Annotated in this window: 19 protein-coding genes; 7 read left to right on the top strand and 12 right to left on the bottom strand. The window is 69.4% G+C overall.

Going from position 1 to position 16,766, the window contains the following annotated elements; genetic code table 11:
* Window positions 1-105 precede the first annotated feature (105 nt).
* Window positions 106-1,248, top strand: coding sequence for an S-methyl-5-thioribose-1-phosphate isomerase (mtnA, locus tag ACSMXR_RS13265; RefSeq protein ID WP_473171937.1), 1,143 nt, complete (start codon window positions 106-108; stop codon window positions 1,246-1,248).
* A gap of 87 nt (window positions 1,249-1,335) precedes the next feature.
* Here the strand turns inward: mtnA and ACSMXR_RS13260 are convergent, their stop codons facing one another.
* The 12 genes from ACSMXR_RS13260 to ACSMXR_RS13205 form a co-directional block, all read right to left on the bottom strand.
* The gene (locus ACSMXR_RS13260) at window positions 1,336-2,544 is read right to left on the bottom strand and encodes a tyrosine-type recombinase/integrase (RefSeq protein ID WP_006125001.1); all 1,209 of its coding nucleotides are present in this window, start codon (window positions 2,542-2,544) and stop codon (window positions 1,336-1,338) included.
* On the bottom strand, window positions 2,544-2,732 hold the full coding sequence (locus ACSMXR_RS13255) for a helix-turn-helix domain-containing protein (protein WP_383762531.1): 189 nt from the start codon (window positions 2,730-2,732) through the stop codon (window positions 2,544-2,546). Before ACSMXR_RS13255 ends, ACSMXR_RS13260 begins: the two co-directional genes overlap by 1 nt.
* A complete protein-coding gene (repSA, locus tag ACSMXR_RS13250; protein ID WP_473171936.1) occupies window positions 2,729-4,141 on the bottom strand; it encodes a replication initiator protein RepSA in 1,413 nt (470 codons plus the stop codon). Before repSA ends, ACSMXR_RS13255 begins: the two co-directional genes overlap by 4 nt.
* A gap of 2 nt (window positions 4,142-4,143) precedes the next feature.
* Window positions 4,144-4,338, bottom strand: coding sequence for a hypothetical protein (locus tag ACSMXR_RS13245; RefSeq protein ID WP_473171935.1), 195 nt, complete (start codon window positions 4,336-4,338; stop codon window positions 4,144-4,146).
* Window positions 4,339-4,343: 5 nt separating this feature from the next.
* Entirely contained in the window at window positions 4,344-4,526 is a 183-nt protein-coding gene (locus ACSMXR_RS13240; protein ID WP_473171934.1) for a hypothetical protein, read from the bottom strand.
* A gap of 92 nt (window positions 4,527-4,618) precedes the next feature.
* A complete protein-coding gene (locus ACSMXR_RS13235) occupies window positions 4,619-4,819 on the bottom strand; it encodes a hypothetical protein (RefSeq protein ID WP_381914548.1) in 201 nt (66 codons plus the stop codon).
* Between the two features lie 3 nt (window positions 4,820-4,822).
* The gene (locus ACSMXR_RS13230) at window positions 4,823-5,155 is read right to left on the bottom strand and encodes a SpdD protein (protein ID WP_473171933.1); all 333 of its coding nucleotides are present in this window, start codon (window positions 5,153-5,155) and stop codon (window positions 4,823-4,825) included.
* A gap of 14 nt (window positions 5,156-5,169) precedes the next feature.
* Window positions 5,170-5,358: a mobile element transfer protein gene (locus ACSMXR_RS13225; protein WP_006124995.1), complete on the bottom strand. Its 189-nt coding sequence runs from the start codon at window positions 5,356-5,358 to the stop codon at window positions 5,170-5,172.
* A gap of 20 nt (window positions 5,359-5,378) precedes the next feature.
* Window positions 5,379-6,056: a DUF2637 domain-containing protein gene (locus tag ACSMXR_RS13220; protein ID WP_473171932.1), complete on the bottom strand. Its 678-nt coding sequence runs from the start codon at window positions 6,054-6,056 to the stop codon at window positions 5,379-5,381.
* 79 nt (window positions 6,057-6,135) lie between these two features.
* Window positions 6,136-6,321 (bottom strand): hypothetical protein, encoded by a 186-nt coding sequence (locus tag ACSMXR_RS13215; protein ID WP_401215209.1) that lies wholly within the window; start codon window positions 6,319-6,321, stop codon window positions 6,136-6,138.
* A gap of 87 nt (window positions 6,322-6,408) precedes the next feature.
* Window positions 6,409-7,758, bottom strand: a complete 1,350-nt coding sequence (locus tag ACSMXR_RS13210; RefSeq protein WP_473171931.1) for an FtsK/SpoIIIE domain-containing protein — start codon at window positions 7,756-7,758, stop codon at window positions 6,409-6,411.
* Window positions 7,759-7,760: 2 nt separating this feature from the next.
* Window positions 7,761-8,093: an SCO3933 family regulatory protein gene (locus tag ACSMXR_RS13205; protein ID WP_007452857.1), complete on the bottom strand. Its 333-nt coding sequence runs from the start codon at window positions 8,091-8,093 to the stop codon at window positions 7,761-7,763.
* A gap of 139 nt (window positions 8,094-8,232) precedes the next feature.
* On the opposite strand from ACSMXR_RS13205, the gene ACSMXR_RS13200 reads away from it, so the two are divergent.
* From ACSMXR_RS13200 to ACSMXR_RS13175, 6 genes are all read left to right on the top strand, one after another.
* On the top strand, window positions 8,233-9,099 hold the full coding sequence (locus ACSMXR_RS13200; protein ID WP_030854925.1) for a GntR family transcriptional regulator: 867 nt from the start codon (window positions 8,233-8,235) through the stop codon (window positions 9,097-9,099).
* On the top strand, window positions 9,089-9,787 hold the full coding sequence (locus ACSMXR_RS13195) for an HAD family hydrolase (RefSeq protein ID WP_175467398.1): 699 nt from the start codon (window positions 9,089-9,091) through the stop codon (window positions 9,785-9,787). The genes ACSMXR_RS13200 and ACSMXR_RS13195 overlap by 11 nt, the downstream gene beginning before the upstream one ends.
* Before the next feature lie 1,175 nt (window positions 9,788-10,962).
* Window positions 10,963-11,940 (top strand): HNH endonuclease, encoded by a 978-nt coding sequence (locus tag ACSMXR_RS13190; protein WP_473171930.1) that lies wholly within the window; start codon window positions 10,963-10,965, stop codon window positions 11,938-11,940.
* 175 nt (window positions 11,941-12,115) lie between these two features.
* Window positions 12,116-12,805 carry a two-component system response regulator MtrA gene (gene mtrA, locus ACSMXR_RS13185; RefSeq protein WP_007448372.1) on the top strand — a complete coding sequence of 230 codons (690 nt, stop codon included), beginning with the start codon at window positions 12,116-12,118 and terminating at the stop codon, window positions 12,803-12,805.
* Between the two features lies 1 nt (window position 12,806).
* Complete coding sequence (gene mtrB, locus ACSMXR_RS13180) at window positions 12,807-14,846, top strand: MtrAB system histidine kinase MtrB (protein ID WP_137233628.1); 2,040 nt, start codon at window positions 12,807-12,809, stop codon at window positions 14,844-14,846.
* Window positions 14,847-14,874: 28 nt separating this feature from the next.
* Window positions 14,875-16,710 (top strand): LpqB family beta-propeller domain-containing protein, encoded by a 1,836-nt coding sequence (locus ACSMXR_RS13175; RefSeq protein ID WP_473172373.1) that lies wholly within the window; start codon window positions 14,875-14,877, stop codon window positions 16,708-16,710.
* Window positions 16,711-16,766: the final 56 nt, after the last annotated feature.

Genomic DNA, 16,766 nt, shown 5'->3' with positions numbered 1-16,766 from the left:
GCCATCGTGCCACGCGGCGGCCCGGGGCGGACCGGCCGCTCTGTCTCCCGCGCGATCTCCTTTCGTGCCTTCATGTGCGGGCGGCTCACCGGGCAGACTGGACAGATGGTTGATCAGGACGCGCAATCGCCGGTGGGCAGTGAGCCTCCCGCCCTTTCCGTACTCCGCTGGGACGAGCCTCCGGAAGGGCCCGTGCTGGTGCTTCTCGACCAGACGCGGCTGCCCGCCGAGGAGGTCGAGCTGGTGTGCACCGATGTGCCCGCGCTGGTGCGGGCGATCCGGACGCTGGCGGTGCGAGGGGCTCCGCTGCTCGGGATCGCCGGGGGGTACGGGGTGGCGCTCGCGGCGGCGCGGGGCTACGACGTCGCGGAGGCGGCCGGTCTGCTGGAGGGAGCGCGGCCCACCGCGGTGAACCTCGGCTACGGGGTGCGGCGGGTGGCGGAGGCTTACTGGGAAGCGGCCCGGAAGGGGGCGGGGGACAAGGCGGCGGCCGCGGCGGCACTGGCCGAGGCGCGGGCCCTGCACCAGGAGGATGCCCAGGCCAGCAGGCGTATGGCGGAATTCGGCGAGGCGCTGCTGGAGGAGTTGCTGCCGGGCCGCGGGTATCAGCTGCTGACCCACTGCAACACCGGGGCGCTGGTCTCCGGGGGCGAGGGGACGGCGTTCGCCGTGGCGTTGCGGGTGCACCGGCACGGGCGGCTGCGTCGGCTGTGGGTGGACGAGACCCGGCCGCTGCTCCAGGGGGCCCGGCTGACCGCGTACGAGGCGGCGCGCAACGGTCTGGCGTACAGCCTGCTCACGGACAACGCGGCAGGGTCGCTGTTCGCGGCCGGGGAGGTCGACGCGGTGCTCATCGGGGCGGACCGCATCGCGGCGGACGGCTCGGTGGCCAACAAGGTGGGGAGCTATCCGCTGGCCGTGCTCGCGAAGTACCACCATGTGCCCTTCATCGTGGTGGCGCCGACGACGACCGTGGATCTGGAGACCCCGGACGGCACATCGATCATCGTCGAGCAGCGTTCCGGGCGAGAAGTGACGGAGCTCACATCGCCGCAGGGTGTATCGGCCGGTGAAGGAGGCGGGATGGTCGTCGCACCCCTCGGGGCCCCGGCGTACAACCCGGCCTTCGACGTCACACCGCCGGAACTGATCACGGCGATCGTCACCGAGGAGGGCGCTATTTCCCCGGTCACGGGGGTCGGACTGGCAGAGCTGTGTGCCAGGTCATCGCAGGTAACGATTAGCTAATGGGATGATGTCGGCTCAAACGCCGAAAACGGCCCCCCGACCTGCGGCGACGCGCAGAGCGAGGGGCCGTGACATCTAACGGCTACATCAGTCGGTCTCCATCTGCGACCGGGCGACCTCCAGAGACCGGATGCGCGCCGGCTGCCGCAACAGACGGTCGAGCGCGCTCACGGCCTCGATCACATCGGGGTCCAGAGCCTCAGCGTAGATGTCCAACGTCGTCGCGATCCGGCTGTGCCGCAGAATGGCCTTGATGACCCGAGGGTGAGCCTTCAAGTGCACCAGGAGCGTGCCGCAGGACTTCCGCAGCCCCTTGAGGTTCATCTTCCCCAGACCGGCGACCCTCAAGATCCGCTGCATGGTCAGGTAGAGGTTCGAGGCCAACAGCGGGTGCCCGGTCCGCGAGATGAACACGTGCTGGTCCGGGTCCTCGAACCACGGACGGCCCTTCGCGAGAGCGCGCTCGCGCAGCATCGCAGTCCGCATCCGAGTCCACCGCAGCGGAGCGATGCACTGCCGAGGAAGCGGCAACGCAGCCTTCGAGGTCTCTGTCTTCAACGACAGATCGATCGTGCCGGCGCTGGAACGCTGGCGCTGCTGCTCCACCCAGAGCACCCGGTTGTCCAGGTCGATGTTCACCCAGCGAAGGCCGCACACCTCCGCTCGGCGCAGACCGAGCAGGCAGATGAGCAGGAAAGCCGGGTAGTACACCGTCATCCGCCGAGCGGCGGCCAAGAACCGCAGCACGGTAACGGCGTCCCAGCTCTTGCCACTGTCGACGGGGGCCCGGACATGCACGAGCTTGGCCACGTTCCGCGTCAGGCCGATGTCCTCGACCATCGCAGCCGTCAGAGACGCCGAGAGCACGCGCAGAGCCTGCCGGGCGGTCTTGGCCCCCTTGTCCTCCGCAAGCCGCTGTACGACCCCGCGCAGCTCCTTCACGCCCAGCTTCAGCATGACTTTGGACCCCAGACGCGGCCGAAGATGGTTCCGAACCGCCTGCTCGTACGTCTCGTAGCTCTTCGGCTTCAGGTTCGGCTTGACGATCACCTCCAGCCAGTAGTCGAACCACTGCCCCAGAGTCATGTCCCGGGTCGGCGTGGGGATCCCGCCGGCTGCCCTGTCGAGGAGGTCTCGACGCTTCCGGTCGCACTCGTCGAAGGTCTTGCCGTACGCGTACTTGCGCTTCGTCGTGCCGTCAGGCTGGGGAACGTACACAGCCGCCTGATACCGGCCGTCCGACCGCAAGGTCACCGTCCCGGACCCGTTCGGGTTGCGCTTGCGCTGGGAAGGCATCAGGCCGCTTCCTCGATCTCGTTGACGATGAAGTCCCGTACGGCGTCGGCGGGGATACGCCGGGCCCGGCCGATGGTGATCGAGACCAGCCGGCGGGAGCGGATCAGGTCGTAGACGGTGGAGCGTCCGAGCTTCAGCCGCGCCATGACCTCGGGCACGGTGAGGAGCTCGGGGGTGGCGGTGGTCATGATGCGGCTCCTTCCAGAGCGAGTTGGTCGTGCAGTTCGGCGCGGTGTTCGCGGGCGGTTTCGCGGTTGTGTTGGATGTCGCGGTGGATGTTGGCGGCGAGCCAGGACTCGCCGGGGGTGTGACCGTTCCCGGCGTAGGCCCAGTGCGCGAGCGTGAGCGTGGTGGCCTCCGGGTGGTCGTCCGGGTCGGGGAGGCCGAGGGCGGCGCGTTGTTCGGCGGCGCGGTAGTCGGCGCGGACCTGCCGGAGGGCCCCGAGGGTGGTGGAGTAGGCCCGGGACTTGGTGGAGAAGTGGCCCCGGAAGCCGAGCATGTGGGCCCAGTCGCGCAGCTTGCGTTCCGGGTAGGCGTGATGCAGGTCCAAGCACGCCTCGATCAGCCGGCGCGGGTGCTCCGGCACGTCGAGCAGCACCAAGGCTTCCTTGTTGCCTACACGGTGGTCCACGGTGCCGGTCGTCTCGGCCGCCTTGGTGGCGTACTTCGCGACGTACGAGGCCACCGCCTGTTCGGTGAGGTCTTCACCGTTGCCGAACGCGCCGATGGGCTGCACGTCGAGCTGTGTGCCCCACCGCAACGTCCACCCCTCGGTGATCCCGGCTTCCGGAACGGCCGGCACACGGACCTCAACCCGGGCGGCGGCAGCGCGGATCGCGTCGTCCAGGAGGTTGAGGGTGGCCCAGGCCGGGGGTGGGGTGTCGGGGCCTTCGGGTCCGTCGAAGCGGATCACCGCGTGGAAGTGCACGGCCCCGCGCTTCTGGTACTCCGCGACCTTCCCGAAGGACACCTTGGACTGTTCGCGGGCGGCTTTCTGGGTGAGTCCGGCGCGGCGGGCGATTTCCCGGCGGAGGTAGATCGTGAAGTAGCGCCAGAGGTCGGAGGCGTGGTTGTTCCACAGCACCGCCCCCGCATAGTCGTACGTCTCCGGATCGAGCGGCGTGCCCAGCTCCGGGGCGTCCTCGGGGTGCTGGGTGCCGCAGCGGCAGGTGCGGTTGCCGGGCCGGTTGTGGACCGGGCCGAACGAAGGGGCCGTGAGCGTCGCGAAGACCCGGGGATGATCTCGGATCGTCGTCGGGGTGCCCTTGTCGGGGTCGCCGGTGAGTCCGGCGCGGATGAGGTGGTAGGTGTCGCCTGCGTAGGTCCAGGCGCAGGCGGGGCAGCGGGAGGCGCGGCGGTTGCCGCAGGCGATCCGTAACCGTCCCCCGGGCTCGGTGTCCGTGGAGTAGTGGTGCAGCAGGGTGCCGGTCGCGCGGTCGATGGTTTTGGTTGCTCCGGTGAGGTGGATGGGCTGGGAGCAGCCTCCGGTGCGGCGGAGTTGTTCGGTGAGGCGGTCGAAGCCGGGAGACCCGGCCACCCGGAGCAGATCGCCCAGGGTGGCCGGGTCCAGGCCCGCCGCAGTCGCAGCGGTGGTCATGGTCAGCGTCCCGTCCGGCCGTGCGCGGAACCGTGGTTCGCGGTGTAGCCCTTGACCAGGGCACGCACCTGGCTGTCACCGGTCGCGGTGGCCGTAGCGCCGCAGTGGCAGACGGCCGATCCGGTGGCAGGGGCGTTGGGGGACGGTTTGCTGACGTGGAGGCCGGGGCGGTCCGGGGTGGGGGTCAGATCGGCCATGGCGCTCAGGCCCCGATCCGGGTGTGGGCGCGGGCGGGGGTGGCGTGGCCGGTGCCGTGGCAGGCGGGGCAGTGGGCGGTGGTGGTCTTGCGCTGCCCGGTGCGGGTGCGGGTGCCGGTGGTGATGGTGACGGTGGGGAAGCCATCGCAGTGGCCGCAAATGGCCCGGGGCCGGGTGGGCTGGGGCATGATGGGAGCTCCCTTTCGGGTCGGTTGGATCTGGAATGGGTTGGGCGCCCGGGGCGGCGGAAACTTGGCGGTTGAGGCCGCCCCGGGGGCTGTTATGCGGTTGCTTGGCGGGCAACCTCTTTGATTCCGGTCAGCAGTTCGTCGATGCGGTTGAGCGGGACGTACAGCGCGGGGCTTTTGACGCCGCTGGTTTTGATGAGGACGACCTGTTCCGGGTGTCCGGAGTGCTCTCCGATGGTGACCAGCCGGGCGGTCAGCGATGTGCCTTTGTTGCTGGTGAAGCGGAAGGTCATGGATCAGTGGCCCTTCTGGTTGTTGAGGAGTGAGCGCAGGACTACGGCGCACACGGCGACCGAGGCGGCGGTGATCGCGGTCGCCAGGAGCATCGAGACCAGGACCGTGCCGACGACCAGGACCACGGCGGTGCCCCCGGCGGCGGCGACGAGCAGCGAGCCCGGGGTGAACCGAACAGCCGGACGGGCGACCGGAGCAGCCGGAACCGGGCCCGGGACATTCGGGGTGTGGTGGCAGGTGCAGGCCGGCGGGTGCACGAGGCCGGTGAGCGGCGGGACCAGCGACGTTCCCGGGGTGGGTGCGGTGTCCGGGGGCGGGATCTTCGGGGTGAACACGGTTGGGCCTCCTGTCAGGGGTTGCAGCGGTGGGTGCGGGCGGCGAGTTCGGCGGCGGCGCGGCCGTTGTAGTCGGCGGAGAAGTCGCAGCGGGGGGCGGTGCAGGCGGCGACGTGCTTGGTGCGGCCCCGGCCGTCGTAGTAGGTGCCGACCTGAACGGGCCCGAAGCGGACCACGTTCGTGAAGCGGTTCGGACGCGGCATGACATGAACCTCCGTGTGGGTTAAGCGAGTTGGGCGGTGATGGCGTCGGCGAGGGGTGCGGGGACGCCGAGGCGGGCGCGCAGGGTGGCCGAGTCGATCCGGGCACCGGTCGTGGCTTGGTGGGCGTCGGAGAGCTTCCGGGCGTGATCGAGCAGCGCCGGCGGAACAGCCGCCGGGGCAGGAGTCGGAACAGACACCGGGGCAGGTTCGGCGGCCGGTGCCGGCGGAAGCTCCGGAGCCGGATCGGGAGCCCGTACCACCGTCACGTCCGGGACCGGTTCGGCGGCCGGGGCAACCGGCGGTGCGGCAGCCGGGACGGGGTCCGGGTCGGCGGGCGCGGCGGTGGGGGTGTGGACGAGGAGGGTGCCGCCGAGGAAGGCGAGAGCGGGCCAGCCGGCGACGAGGATGCGCAGCCAGGCCGGAACGTCGCCCAGGTCGAGGAGTCCGGCAGTGGCGACGTTCGCACCGAGGGACGCGGCCAGTGCGATGACGAACCAGGCCCACGCGGCGCGGTTGTCGGCGGTCGTACGCATGCGACGCCAGGCCGCGACCAACAGCAGATCGACGCTGACCGGGTAGGCCCAGGCTTTCCAACCGTCCTGACCTGCCGCTTCGGCCAGGTCATGCAGGTGCGCGAAGGACAGAGCACCAGCGATCACGGCCTGGACGAGTACGGCGTCGATTCGAATGCGGGACACGGGGGTCACCTCCTTTCAGGGGTGGGCCGGTGCCGGGCGGGGATCGGGCCGCCGCCGGGCACCGGAGCGGGGAGGGGGTTCAGGCGTCGGGGTCGGTGCCGGAGCCGAGGCAGTTGAGGCAGATGCCGTCCTGCTGGCCGACCGGGCGGCGCTTGCGGCCGACGCGGACCGTGGCGGCGACCATCCCGGACCCGTCACACGGCGAGCACACGGCCGGCGCGGGCGGGGCGTTCTTCGAGGGCTTGATGGTCCGTTTGGTGGCCATGGCGGTGGTTCCTTCCGGTTCCGGGCATGGGCGGGGTAGGGACCTGGCGCGAGACAGTCACGCCAACTTGGCTTACTGGTAAGGGAGTTAGCCGGTCGCCGGGCGGGGCTTGAGGAGCGACGGGCCCGGGGCCGGGGCGGAGACGGCCGGCCGGAACGGTGCCAGAGCGGCGAGGTGCGGGGTGAAGTGCGCGAACTCGTGGCAGACGGCCACGGCTTGGGCGGGGGTCATGGCGGGCGTGCGGATGCGGGACCAGCCGCCGGAGGAGTCACCGGCCACGGCGACGCCGGGACGGTCCGGCGGGATGGTGGTGGCGGCGAAGACGGCTTCGGGGGCGATGTCCCCGAGCGCCATCTCGGCGGTCTGCTTGTCGTTGACCCGGTGCACCACACGCCCGGTGAGCTGAGCGCGAAGGGCGGTCGCGCCCTTGCCGAGGTCGGAGCCGAAGCGCTGCCCACAGACCTCCAGGAAGATCCCGACTGCGCGGGCCATCTGCGCGAGCCGGATCATCCGCATCACCATCCGGTCCCGCCGTTCCTCGTCCTTCTTCGCGGCCACGAGGAAGAGTTCCGCGACCTCGTCCACCAGGACCACCAGCGGCACCGGGCGCACCTTCGCCGGCAGACCCCACATGTCCGGGACGCCATGAGAGCTGAGGAGGTCGAAGCGCTCCTCCATCTCACCAACGAGAGCTTCCAGCAGCCCGTCCGCCTCATCCGGGGTGACCGCGAGGGCGGAGAGGCGGGGCGCGTACCCGCGCTGTTCCACCCCGCGCTTGCAGTCGATCCCTACCAAGCCGACGGGGAGCTTGGCGAGACCGGAGATGAGGTTGCGCTGATACATCGACTTGCCCGACTGGTTCGCACCGACCGTCAGGGCGTGGGGGACCTTCTTGTAGTCCCGGACGAACGCCGTGCCGTCCTCGCGCAGGGCGACGGGGACGACGAGCGGGCCGGCGGTGGTGTTGCGGGGGAGCCGGCGAGGCATCTTCACCCGGCGCAGCACGTCATACCCGGTCATCCGCAGTTCCACGAACCCAGGCTTCACCTCGACCACGTGGACGGAGTGGACGCCCCAGGCGTGGCGGAGCCGTTCGGAGGCGGCGGAGACGTCGGCGGGCTCCAGACCGGCCGGGAGGCGAAGCGTCGCCCGCATGCCGGTCGAGGAGTAGCGGACCCGGCGGACCTGCGGGGGAACCGGCTGGACGTCCTGCCGGCGGGCGACGTTGCGGACCATGAACGCCCGCAGGCGGGACGGCTGGACCGTCAGCCCGCATACATCCATCGTCGCCCGATACGTCACCGAGAAGCGGACCCGGGCGACCGGGGCACCGACCAGCGACCAGAACACCCGAGGAGACCGGGCCTTCGCGTAACCGAGACCGCCGGCGGCCGATAAGGCCCCCGCAACCTCGATCACCGTGGACAGGTCCGACATGATCAGGCCCCCAGCGGGGTCACGGCGACCGCGCGGAACGAAATGCCGTGCCGGGTCTGGCCGTTGAAGGTGTTCTCCCAGTCCCGGGCCTTGAGGCCGACGACCGTGACGGGGGTGCCGGGGGCCAGGTTCTCCGGGACGCCCGTGTTCGGCACGGTCACCTGGTAGAGGTTGCCCTCGCCCTCGTCCGCGACCAGCAGGCCCACCGTCGCGAGCGGGGCGCCGGTCTCCCGGTCGATCGCGATCTCACCGGTCTGCTTGCTCACGAGCTTCGGCGTCGGAGGCGTCGCGACGAACACGACAGCGGTCGAAACATCGATCTTGAAGGACGGCATGAGATTGCTCCTCAGACAGAGGTGACTGACTTGGCTAGCCTTCTTGGCTGCATGACTAACGTAAGCAGCATGGCTAGTCATGTCAACACCTGGCTATCCTGGCTGTCCCAATGTCGGACCTTCCGCGTACCATCGCCCTATGACTTTCGTCCCCGATCCTCTCGACCCAGACGACGACCGACCGCCCTACGAGCAGGTTGCAAGCAGCCTCGGAGCGGCGATCAGGACACGGAAGATCGGCCCAGGCGAAAAGCTGCCGTCGCAGAAGGAGTTGACGGAGCACTACGGGTTCGCGCGCGCGACCATCCAGCGTGCTCTGCGGGACCTCGAAGACGAGGGATTGGTGGTCTCTCGCAAGGGCAGCGGAGTCTTCGTCCGTAACCGAACGGAACGGCCGGCAGGGCTCCGTCCCTACGTCGAGCAGGCGTTCGCCGCCACCGACGTCACTATCGACTTCGCGGGATTCTCCAGTGAGACCCTGCACGGTGCTCTGCAAGAGCCGTTGGACAAGATCCGTATCGGCAGGCTGACGCCGTCCAGCATCAAGGTCCGCATACTCGTTCCGGATATGGCAGTTCCCCAGGCTGCCCCGGTCCGTCGCGAGGACTGCGGTGACGACGAACGCCTCCGTTTGCGCATGCACGAGATCATGACCGGCTATGCGCGCAGCATCCGTGACTCAATGGCGGAGCTGAGTCACCTGGGCCTAGTCCCTGACACGAGCGTCGATGTCCGGGTGCACAGCGGCACGCAGTTCTTCAAGCTGTACGTGATCAACGGAGCTGACGCGTTCTTCGGGTACTACCCGATCAAGCCCAACAAGGTCGTGGCCCAGGGGGAGCCCATCGAGATTTATGACCTGGTAGGGAAGGACACTGTTCTCTTCCACCACTCCGTGAACGACGGCGAATCGTCCAGCGGCACGCAGCAGGTCCAGCAGGCCGGCATGTGGTTCGACAGCGTGTGGAACACCATCGCGAGGGGATTCGATCTCGATGGACACTGACGACCTGAACGCGGCACTCGCCGGAGCCTCGGTGGTGCTGTTCGACTTCGACGGTCCTATCTGCGATGTCTTCGCGGGGCGGCCGGCGGACCAGGTTGCAAGGGATCTCTCCAGGCTTGCAGCCGAAGGCAACCCAGAGCTGGAAGGGAAGCTGTCCGGCCTTGATGACCCTTTGGAGGTCCTGCGACTGACGCACGAAGCAGATGATGCCGCTGGACTAGCAATCGAGAGGGCGCTCACCGCAGCCGAGGTAGAGGCTGTAGGGGTTGCTGGAGATCCGGTTTCCGGAGCCGTTGCCTCTCTGGAGGCGGTTCGAGCATCTGGGAGGGGGGCGGCTGTGGTGAGTAACAACTCTGCGGAGGCTGTGAAGGCGTTCCTTGATCGACATGGGCTGTCGGAACACGTGCTCACGATCGTTGGAAGGCCCGAAGGGCATCCGGAGCTGATGAAGCCGAACCCTCACTCGTTGATCGCAGCGGCTGAACGTCTGGACGTTGACGTTTCCTTGTGCGCCTTGATCGGCGACTCGCTGACAGACATCCAGGCCGCCCACGCGATCGGCAGTGCAGCCATCGGCTTCGCCAACAAACCGCGCAAGCACCAACTCTTCGTCGAGGCAGGAGCCGAAGCGGTTACCGACTCCATGCACGCCATCGCCCAGGCGATTAGCCCCCAGCCGGGCACCTGACTACTCACGTCGCCTGGAGTTGTTACAGGTTTCTCTACCTCATCAAGGCACCCGGCTGCGCTCCGCTCCGCCGGGCGCGCTTCCCGGCTCTGGCTGCGCCCGCGCTCCTGCCTTCGGCCCGCTCGGCGCTGCCGCCGCCGACGCGCGCCCGCTGTGTAGGCCCGGGGCATGAGTCGAGAACCAAGCCCGCGGCTTCAAGAGGGATGCTCCGGCGGGGGCGCTCAGACTCCGGGATGGGATGGGGCACCGTTCGCGAGTGCTGGCCGGAGCGGGGCGAGCGTTGTGGGGCTCCCATCCCGACCACCTTCGACCCAGGCAGAGCCGAGCAGTCGCGGCCCAGGGCGTCAAGGTCGTTCGTACAGTGGCGCGCTCCACCTTGACGCCCTGAACCACGACCGCTCCACGGTGTGTGGGTCGAAGGCGGACGGGATGGGAGCCGGGGCGAGTGGTGGGTTGAGGTCGGAACAGTCGCCGTTCTCGGCCTCGTGACCGCAGGGGAACAGATAGCCAGCCTGCGGGAGTTGGTGGCGGTCGTGTACGATCGCGGGTTAGGTAGGAAACGCCCGTAGCGCTTGCGAGACAACCGGGCAGGGAGTCGCAAGCGCTGAAGACTAATCAGGAGTAGCCATGACGACGAACCGTCACCACCACGATCCTGTATTACTTAGCAATACGTCTCAAGGTATCAAGGTGCCTACCCCAAGCACAACTACTGAGCCTTGGCGGACCGCTCAGGGCACAGAAACTGAGCCTCAGGTGCGCAGGCGTGCCTGGGAGTTGGGTGCGTCTCTCATCCAAGCGGTGGCAGCTCTGATCGCTGCCCTGACCGGACTGTTGGCGCTGATCTCGACCATGCGCTGACGACTCCACGGGCCGTCTGGGGGCCGTCGAAGGGTGCTCGGCGTTGAACAACGTTGACAGCCATCGACGGCTCGGCCGCAGGTCAGGGGAGGTCTGAACGGTCTCACTGCACGTCAGGGAGTCATCGCGCCACTTCCTGCGCAAGAAGACGCAGGGTTTCTCGGGTAGACGGTCCGAGCAGTCGCCGGTGCCAATCGGGCAGCGGACGCCCACGCCTCGATGTCAGTGGTTGTCGCTAGCGTTGATCTCCACTGCCAGCTCGCGCAGGCGCAGCATGGCGTGGTCCCTACTGGTATGGCGGCGTGAGGAGACGCGTGGCGGCTTGGTTGATGTTGGCGAAGGACGGTAGCAAGCGGATCGGTGAGGGGTACGACGACAGCCCCGCCACTCACTACAGCTGGGACGACACGGTGCCCAACCATGCCACCGTGCAGGTCGGTGACGTGATCGCGTTGTGGGACTCCACCGAGCTGGTGGGCCTGTCGGTGATCGAGGACATCGCCACGGGGCAGGCCGAGAAGAAGACTCCGTACTGTCTCAAGTGCGGGAAGGCCGATGTCGCCGAGCGCAAGAAGAAGATGCCGCGCTTCGTGTGCTGGAACGGCGAGTGCAAGCACGAGTCTGATACGGCCGGCTGGAAGGACAAGACGGTCGTCACCTACCGCAGCCGGCACGAGGCGGGCTGGATCCCGGCACGCGGGACGCTGGTGGCACCGGAACTTCGCGCCCTGTGCGTGAAGCCGAAGTCGCAGAACAGTCTGCGGGAACTGCGCTGGGATGACTTTAAGCAGGCCCTCACTCACGGCTCCGTGCCTCTGCCGCTGCGCGTGATCGACACCGCCCACGACACCATCCAGGGGGGCCACGGCACCGCCACCATCCGCGTACGCAAGGGCCAGCCCGCATTCCGCAAGCAGCTGCTGGGGACCTTCGGCAACATGTGTGCCTTCACCGGGCCGGCCCCCGTGCAGGCGCTGGAGGCGGCGCACCTGTACAGCTACGCAGCCAATGGCAAGCACCACAAGGGCGGCGGCCTGCTGCTGCGCCGCGACCTGCACCGCCTGTTCGACTTGGGGCTGATCGCCGTCAACCCGCAGACCAAGACCCTGCACCTGCACGACGACCTCAAGCCCTACCCGGACTACGCCAAGCTCCACGACGCCCCGCTTACGGTCGCCGTCACCGCCGATCACATCAAGTGGCTCGCCCAGCACTGGACGATGCATCGTTCGGCCAGCAGCCAGCCCACCATCCCTCAGCAGAGCAGCCCCCCTGCCGCAGCCCTCGCATGAGGCGAAAGGTTGCGGTCCGCTGTCAGGCAGGCACAACCGGTGTGCGACCGAGCCTGACATCCATGACTGACATCAACGTAGACGGATGGCAGCAGACAGTAGCGGGCTCATACGACTATCGTCACAGGTCAGTGAGGTCTCTCACCTGGATCTTCGCCACCGTTACGAGAATGGGATGATGTCGATTATGAAGGGACGCGTCCTTGTCGTCGACGACGACACCGCACTGGCCGAGATGCTCGGGATTGTGCTGCGTGGAGAAGGTTTCGAGCCGTCGTTCGTAGCGGACGGCGACAAGGCACTGGCCGCATTTCGTGAGGCCAAGCCGGACCTGGTGCTGCTCGACCTCATGCTGCCCGGAAGGGACGGCATCGAGGTGTGCAGGCTGATCAGGGCCGAGTCCGGTGTGCCGATCGTCATGCTCACTGCCAAGAGCGACACCGTCGATGTCGTGGTCGGCCTGGAATCAGGGGCCGACGACTACATCGTCAAGCCGTTCAAACCTAAGGAGTTGGTTGCCCGGATCAGGGCACGTCTGCGGCGGTCCGAAGAGCCCGCACCGGAGCAGTTGACCATCGGTGACCTGGTCATCGACGTGGCCGGCCACTCCGTGAAGCGGGAGGGGCAGTCCATCGCCCTGACTCCGCTGGAGTTCGACCTGCTGGTCGCGCTCGCCCGCAAGCCCTGGCAGGTCTTCACCCGTGAGGTCCTGCTGGAGCAGGTGTGGGGGTACCGCCACGCGGCCGACACCCGCCTGGTGAATGTGCATGTCCAGCGTCTGCGTTCCAAGGTCGAGAAGGACCCGGAACGGCCGGAGATCGTCGTGACGGTCCGAGGCGTCGGCTACAAGGCCGGACCGAGCTGAGATGGCCGGAGGCAGTGCTGCTCCGGGGCCCGGGGAGCCGGGAGTCCGTACGGAGCGGGCTGCCGGCCCGGGACGGAAGGCGTCACGTATGAGCCGTTTCCTGCAGGGCGGCCGGCTGTTCGAGGACCGGACGCCCGGCGGGCCCGTACCGCGGTTGCTGATGCGGTGGGTACGCCGTCCGTTGCTGCCCGCCGTCCGTCTGTGGCGGCGCAACCTGCAGCTTCGCGTCGTCGCCGGCACCTTGCTGATGTCGATCGGGGTCGTGCTGCTGCTCGGCTTCGTCGTCATCGGACAGGTGCGCAACGGCCTGCTCGACGCGAAGGGCAAGGCCGCCCAGACCCAGGCCGCCGGCGGTTTCGCCGCGGCCCAGGAGAAGGCGAACGCTCCCCTCGCCCCCGGTGGGCAGGGCAGCGACGGCACCGACGGCATGACCGGCAGCACCTCCTGGCGCACCGAACTCGTCGACCAGCTCGCCAGTGGCGGCAAGAACGCCTTCAACGTGGTCGCGCTCAGCGCGGACTCGGTCACCGAGGGTGCGAGCAGTCGTGCCCCACGTGGTTCGGGCAGCGTCGAGGCGTCCAGCGTGCCCGAGCGCCTGCGCCAGGACGTGGGCAAGGGGCAGGGCGCCTTCCAGACGTACTCCCTGATCCGGTATTCGTACGGCAAGGAGTCGCAGCCGGGGCTCGTCGTCGGCAAGCGCCTCTACGACATCGATCAGCACCCCTACGAGCTCTACTACCTCTTCCCGCTCACGCAGGAGGAGAAGTCCCTGACGCTGGTCAAGACGACCCTGGCGACCGCCGGGCTGTTCGTCGTCGTGCTGCTCGGGGCCATCGCCTGGTTCGTGGTGCGGCAGGTCGTGACACCGGTGCGGATGGCGGCGGGCATCGCCGAGCGGCTCTCCGCCGGCAAGCTCCAGGAACGCATGAAGGTCACCGGCGAGGACGACATCGCCCGGCTCGGCGAGGCCTTCAACAAGATGGCCCAGAACCTCCAGCTCAAGATCCAGCAGCTGGAGGAGCTCTCCCGGATGCAGCGGCGCTTCGTCTCCGACGTCTCGCACGAGCTGCGCACCCCCCTCACGACGGTCAGGATGGCCGCCGACGTCATCCACGAGGCGCGTGCCGACTTCGACCCCGTCACCGCTCGCTCCGCCGAGCTGCTGGGCGACCAGCTCGACCGGTTCGAGTCGCTGCTCGCCGATCTGCTGGAGATCAGCCGCTTCGACGCGGGCGCCGCTGCCCTGGAGGCCGAGCCGATAGACCTGCGGACCGTGGTGCACCGGGTGATCGGCGGCGCCGAGCCGCTCGCCGAGCGCAAGGGCAGCCGGATCCTCGTGATCGGTGACGACCAGCCGGTGATAGCCGAGGCCGACGCCCGCCGCGTCGAACGCGTCCTGCGCAACCTCGTCGTCAACGCCGTCGAGCACGGCGAGGGCCGGGACGTCGTGGTGCGGATGGGCGTCGCACAGGGCGCGGTCGCCGTGGCCGTCCGGGACTACGGGGTCGGGCTCAAGCCCGGCGAGGCGACCCGGGTCTTCAACCGGTTCTGGCGTGCCGACCCGGCCCGCGCCCGGACGACCGGCGGGACCGGCCTCGGCCTCTCGATCGCCGTGGAGGACGCCCGGCTGCACGGCGGCTGGCTCCAGGCCTGGGGCGAGCCGGGCGGCGGCTCCCAGTTCAGGCTGACCCTGCCGCGTACGGCGGACGAGCCCCTGCGCGGTTCGCCGATACCGCTGGAGCCCGAGGACTCGCGGCGCAACCGGGACAACCGGGAGCGTGAGGAGGCCGGGGCGGCCGCTTCGGACGACCACCGGCTGATGTCGGTGCCGCCGCAGCCCGGGGCCGGCGACCGTTCGCCGCTGCCCGTGCCCGGCCGCGGCCCCGCCGTCCGCACCGCCGCCCCCTCGTCGGTGCACCCCGCCGCGCTGCCCGGCAACGGAGCACGTGTCGTGACGCGCCCGGCCCAGGAGCGTCCCGGTGGGCGCGCGGCCGACGGCGTAACGAATTCCGACCAGGAGGACACCACTCGTGGGTACTGACCGCCGTCCGGGCGGCCACGGACGGGCGGTGCGGATGTCCGCGCTGCTGGCCTGCGGCATCGTCGTGCTGGCCGGATGCGGCTCGATGCCGGTGACCGGGGACGTCAAGGCGGTCGACGCCTCGCAGCCCGGGGACTCCCAGGTGCAGGTGTACGCGGTGGCGCCCCGGGAGGGCGCGCCGCCCAGCGAGATCGTCGACGGCTTCCTGGAGTCGATGACCAGCGACGATCCCGCGTTCGCGACCACGCGGAAGTATCTGAGCGCCGACGCCCGGCGGACCTGGCAGCCGAGCGGCGGCACCACGGTGCTCGCCCAGGCCCCCAACCGCAGCGGCCCCCTGCTCCACGACGAGGACAACCGGGCCACCCGGGACCGGGAGACCACCTACACGCTGACCGGCGAGAAGGTGGCGGCGGTCGACGCCCAGAGCTCCTACCAGCCGCTCGCGCCCACCGACTACTCCCAGACCCTGCACCTGGTGCTGGAGAAGGTGGCGGAGGGGAAGCAGGAGTGGCGCATCGACGTCGTGCCGGACGGCCTGGTCCTCGGGCAGTCCGACTTCAAGCGCCTCTACCGCTCCGTGAACAAGTACTACTTCGCCACCGGGCGTACGAACGGCCGGTCGACGCTCGTCGCGGACCCCGTCTACGTACGCAACCGTACGGATCCGGTCACGCGCATGGACACCGCCACCCAGACCGTCCGGACGCTGCTCGCCGGGCCGACGAACTGGCTGCGGCCCGTCGTCGACTCGCGGTTCCCGACCGGGACCGCGCTGCGCAAGGGCGTCACCGCGCTGGCGCCCGACGATCAGAACGTCCTGAAGGTGCCGCTCAACCAGAAGGCCGACAAGGCGAGCCGGAGCGCCTGCCGGATGATGGCCGCCCAGGTGCTCTTCACGCTCCGGGACCTGACCTCGGCGCGGGTCGAGCGGGTGGAGCTGGAGGGCGGCGAGGGCAAGCTCTGCGCGCTGGACGCCGACGACGCGCCGGGCTTCTCCGCCGACCACGGCTCCGACGGGGCCGACAGCCAGTACTTCATCAACGACAAGGGCCAGGTGGAGCGGATCCCCGGCGCCACCGACGGCACCGGGACGCCCGAGCCGGTGACCGGTCCGCTCGGCGTGGGCGCCGTTCCGATGGGCGCCGTCGGGGTGGCCCGGGACGAGAAGCGGGCCGCCGCCGTCTCCGCCAACGGGCAGAACCTCTACGTGTCCTCCCTGGAGGCGGACGGCGAGCTGGCCGAGCCGCTCGTCACCAGCGCGGCGAAGAAGGCCGCCGACCGGCTGTCGCCGCCGAGCTGGGACGGCCGCGGCGATCTGTGGGTCGCCGACCGCGATCCGGCCGGTTCCCGGCTGCTGCGGCTGGCCGGCGGAGCGGGCGAGCCGCAGGAGGTCCGGGTGCCGGGCCTCGACGGCGCCCGCATCGAGGAGCTGCGGATGTCCGCGGACGGGGTGCGGATCGCCCTGCTGCTGACGAAGGACGGCCACACGACGCTGAACATCGGCCGGGTCGAGCGCCGGGGATCCTCGGTGACGCCAGAGATCTCGGTCGAGGACCTGCGCCAGGCCGCACCGCAGCTCGCGGATGTCACGGCCATCTCCTGGTCCGGACGCAGCCGTCTGGTGGTGGTCGGCAAGGAGGAGGGCGGCGTCCAGCAGGTGCGTTATGTGCAGGCGGACGGCTCCACGTCGGCCTCGGGTGCGCTGCCCGGGGTGAACCAGGTCCAGTCGGTCGCCGCGGCCGACGACGAGCTGCTTCCGCTGATGGCGGAGACCGTCGGCGACGGCATAGTGAAGCTCTCGCCGGGCGACAACTGGCAGACGGTTCTCAAGCAGGGCACGTCGTTGGTCTACCCCGGCTGATCCGGGAGCGCGCCCGGACCGGCCGGGGTTTTCCACAGGGGTGGTCGGGTCCGTGA

The sequence above is a fragment of the Streptomyces sp. DSM 106670 genome (assembly GCF_055792845.1).
The sequence above is the reverse complement of the archived record's forward strand: the minus strand, read 5'-3'. Positions and strand labels throughout refer to the sequence as shown.

What these genes read in the sequence shown, in the direction of transcription:
- ACSMXR_RS13245 (WP_473171935.1), bottom strand. Translation starts at nt 4,338, where the DNA reads ATGGCCGATCTGACCCCCACCCCGGACCGCCCCGGCCTCCACGTCAGC.
- ACSMXR_RS13225 (WP_006124995.1), bottom strand. Translation starts at nt 5,358, where the DNA reads ATGCCGCGTCCGAACCGCTTCACGAACGTGGTCCGCTTCGGGCCCGTT.
- ACSMXR_RS13240 (WP_473171934.1), bottom strand. Translation starts at nt 4,526, where the DNA reads ATGCCCCAGCCCACCCGGCCCCGGGCCATTTGCGGCCACTGCGATGGC.
- ACSMXR_RS13255 (WP_383762531.1), bottom strand. Translation starts at nt 2,732, where the DNA reads ATGACCACCGCCACCCCCGAGCTCCTCACCGTGCCCGAGGTCATGGCG.
- ACSMXR_RS13205 (WP_007452857.1), bottom strand. Translation starts at nt 8,093, where the DNA reads ATGCCGTCCTTCAAGATCGATGTTTCGACCGCTGTCGTGTTCGTCGCG.
- ACSMXR_RS13260 (WP_006125001.1), bottom strand. Translation starts at nt 2,544, where the DNA reads ATGCCTTCCCAGCGCAAGCGCAACCCGAACGGGTCCGGGACGGTGACC.
- ACSMXR_RS13195 (WP_175467398.1), top strand. Translation starts at nt 9,089, where the DNA reads ATGGACACTGACGACCTGAACGCGGCACTCGCCGGAGCCTCGGTGGTG.
- ACSMXR_RS13200 (WP_030854925.1), top strand. Translation starts at nt 8,233, where the DNA reads ATGACTTTCGTCCCCGATCCTCTCGACCCAGACGACGACCGACCGCCC.
- ACSMXR_RS13215 (WP_401215209.1), bottom strand. Translation starts at nt 6,321, where the DNA reads ATGGCCACCAAACGGACCATCAAGCCCTCGAAGAACGCCCCGCCCGCG.
- ACSMXR_RS13210 (WP_473171931.1), bottom strand. Translation starts at nt 7,758, where the DNA reads ATGTCGGACCTGTCCACGGTGATCGAGGTTGCGGGGGCCTTATCGGCC.
- ACSMXR_RS13235 (WP_381914548.1), bottom strand. Translation starts at nt 4,819, where the DNA reads ATGACCTTCCGCTTCACCAGCAACAAAGGCACATCGCTGACCGCCCGG.
- mtrA (WP_007448372.1), top strand. Translation starts at nt 12,116, where the DNA reads ATGATGTCGATTATGAAGGGACGCGTCCTTGTCGTCGACGACGACACC.
- mtnA (WP_473171937.1), top strand. Translation starts at nt 106, where the DNA reads ATGGTTGATCAGGACGCGCAATCGCCGGTGGGCAGTGAGCCTCCCGCC.
- repSA (WP_473171936.1), bottom strand. Translation starts at nt 4,141, where the DNA reads ATGACCACCGCTGCGACTGCGGCGGGCCTGGACCCGGCCACCCTGGGC.
- mtrB (WP_137233628.1), top strand. Translation starts at nt 12,807, where the DNA reads ATGGCCGGAGGCAGTGCTGCTCCGGGGCCCGGGGAGCCGGGAGTCCGT.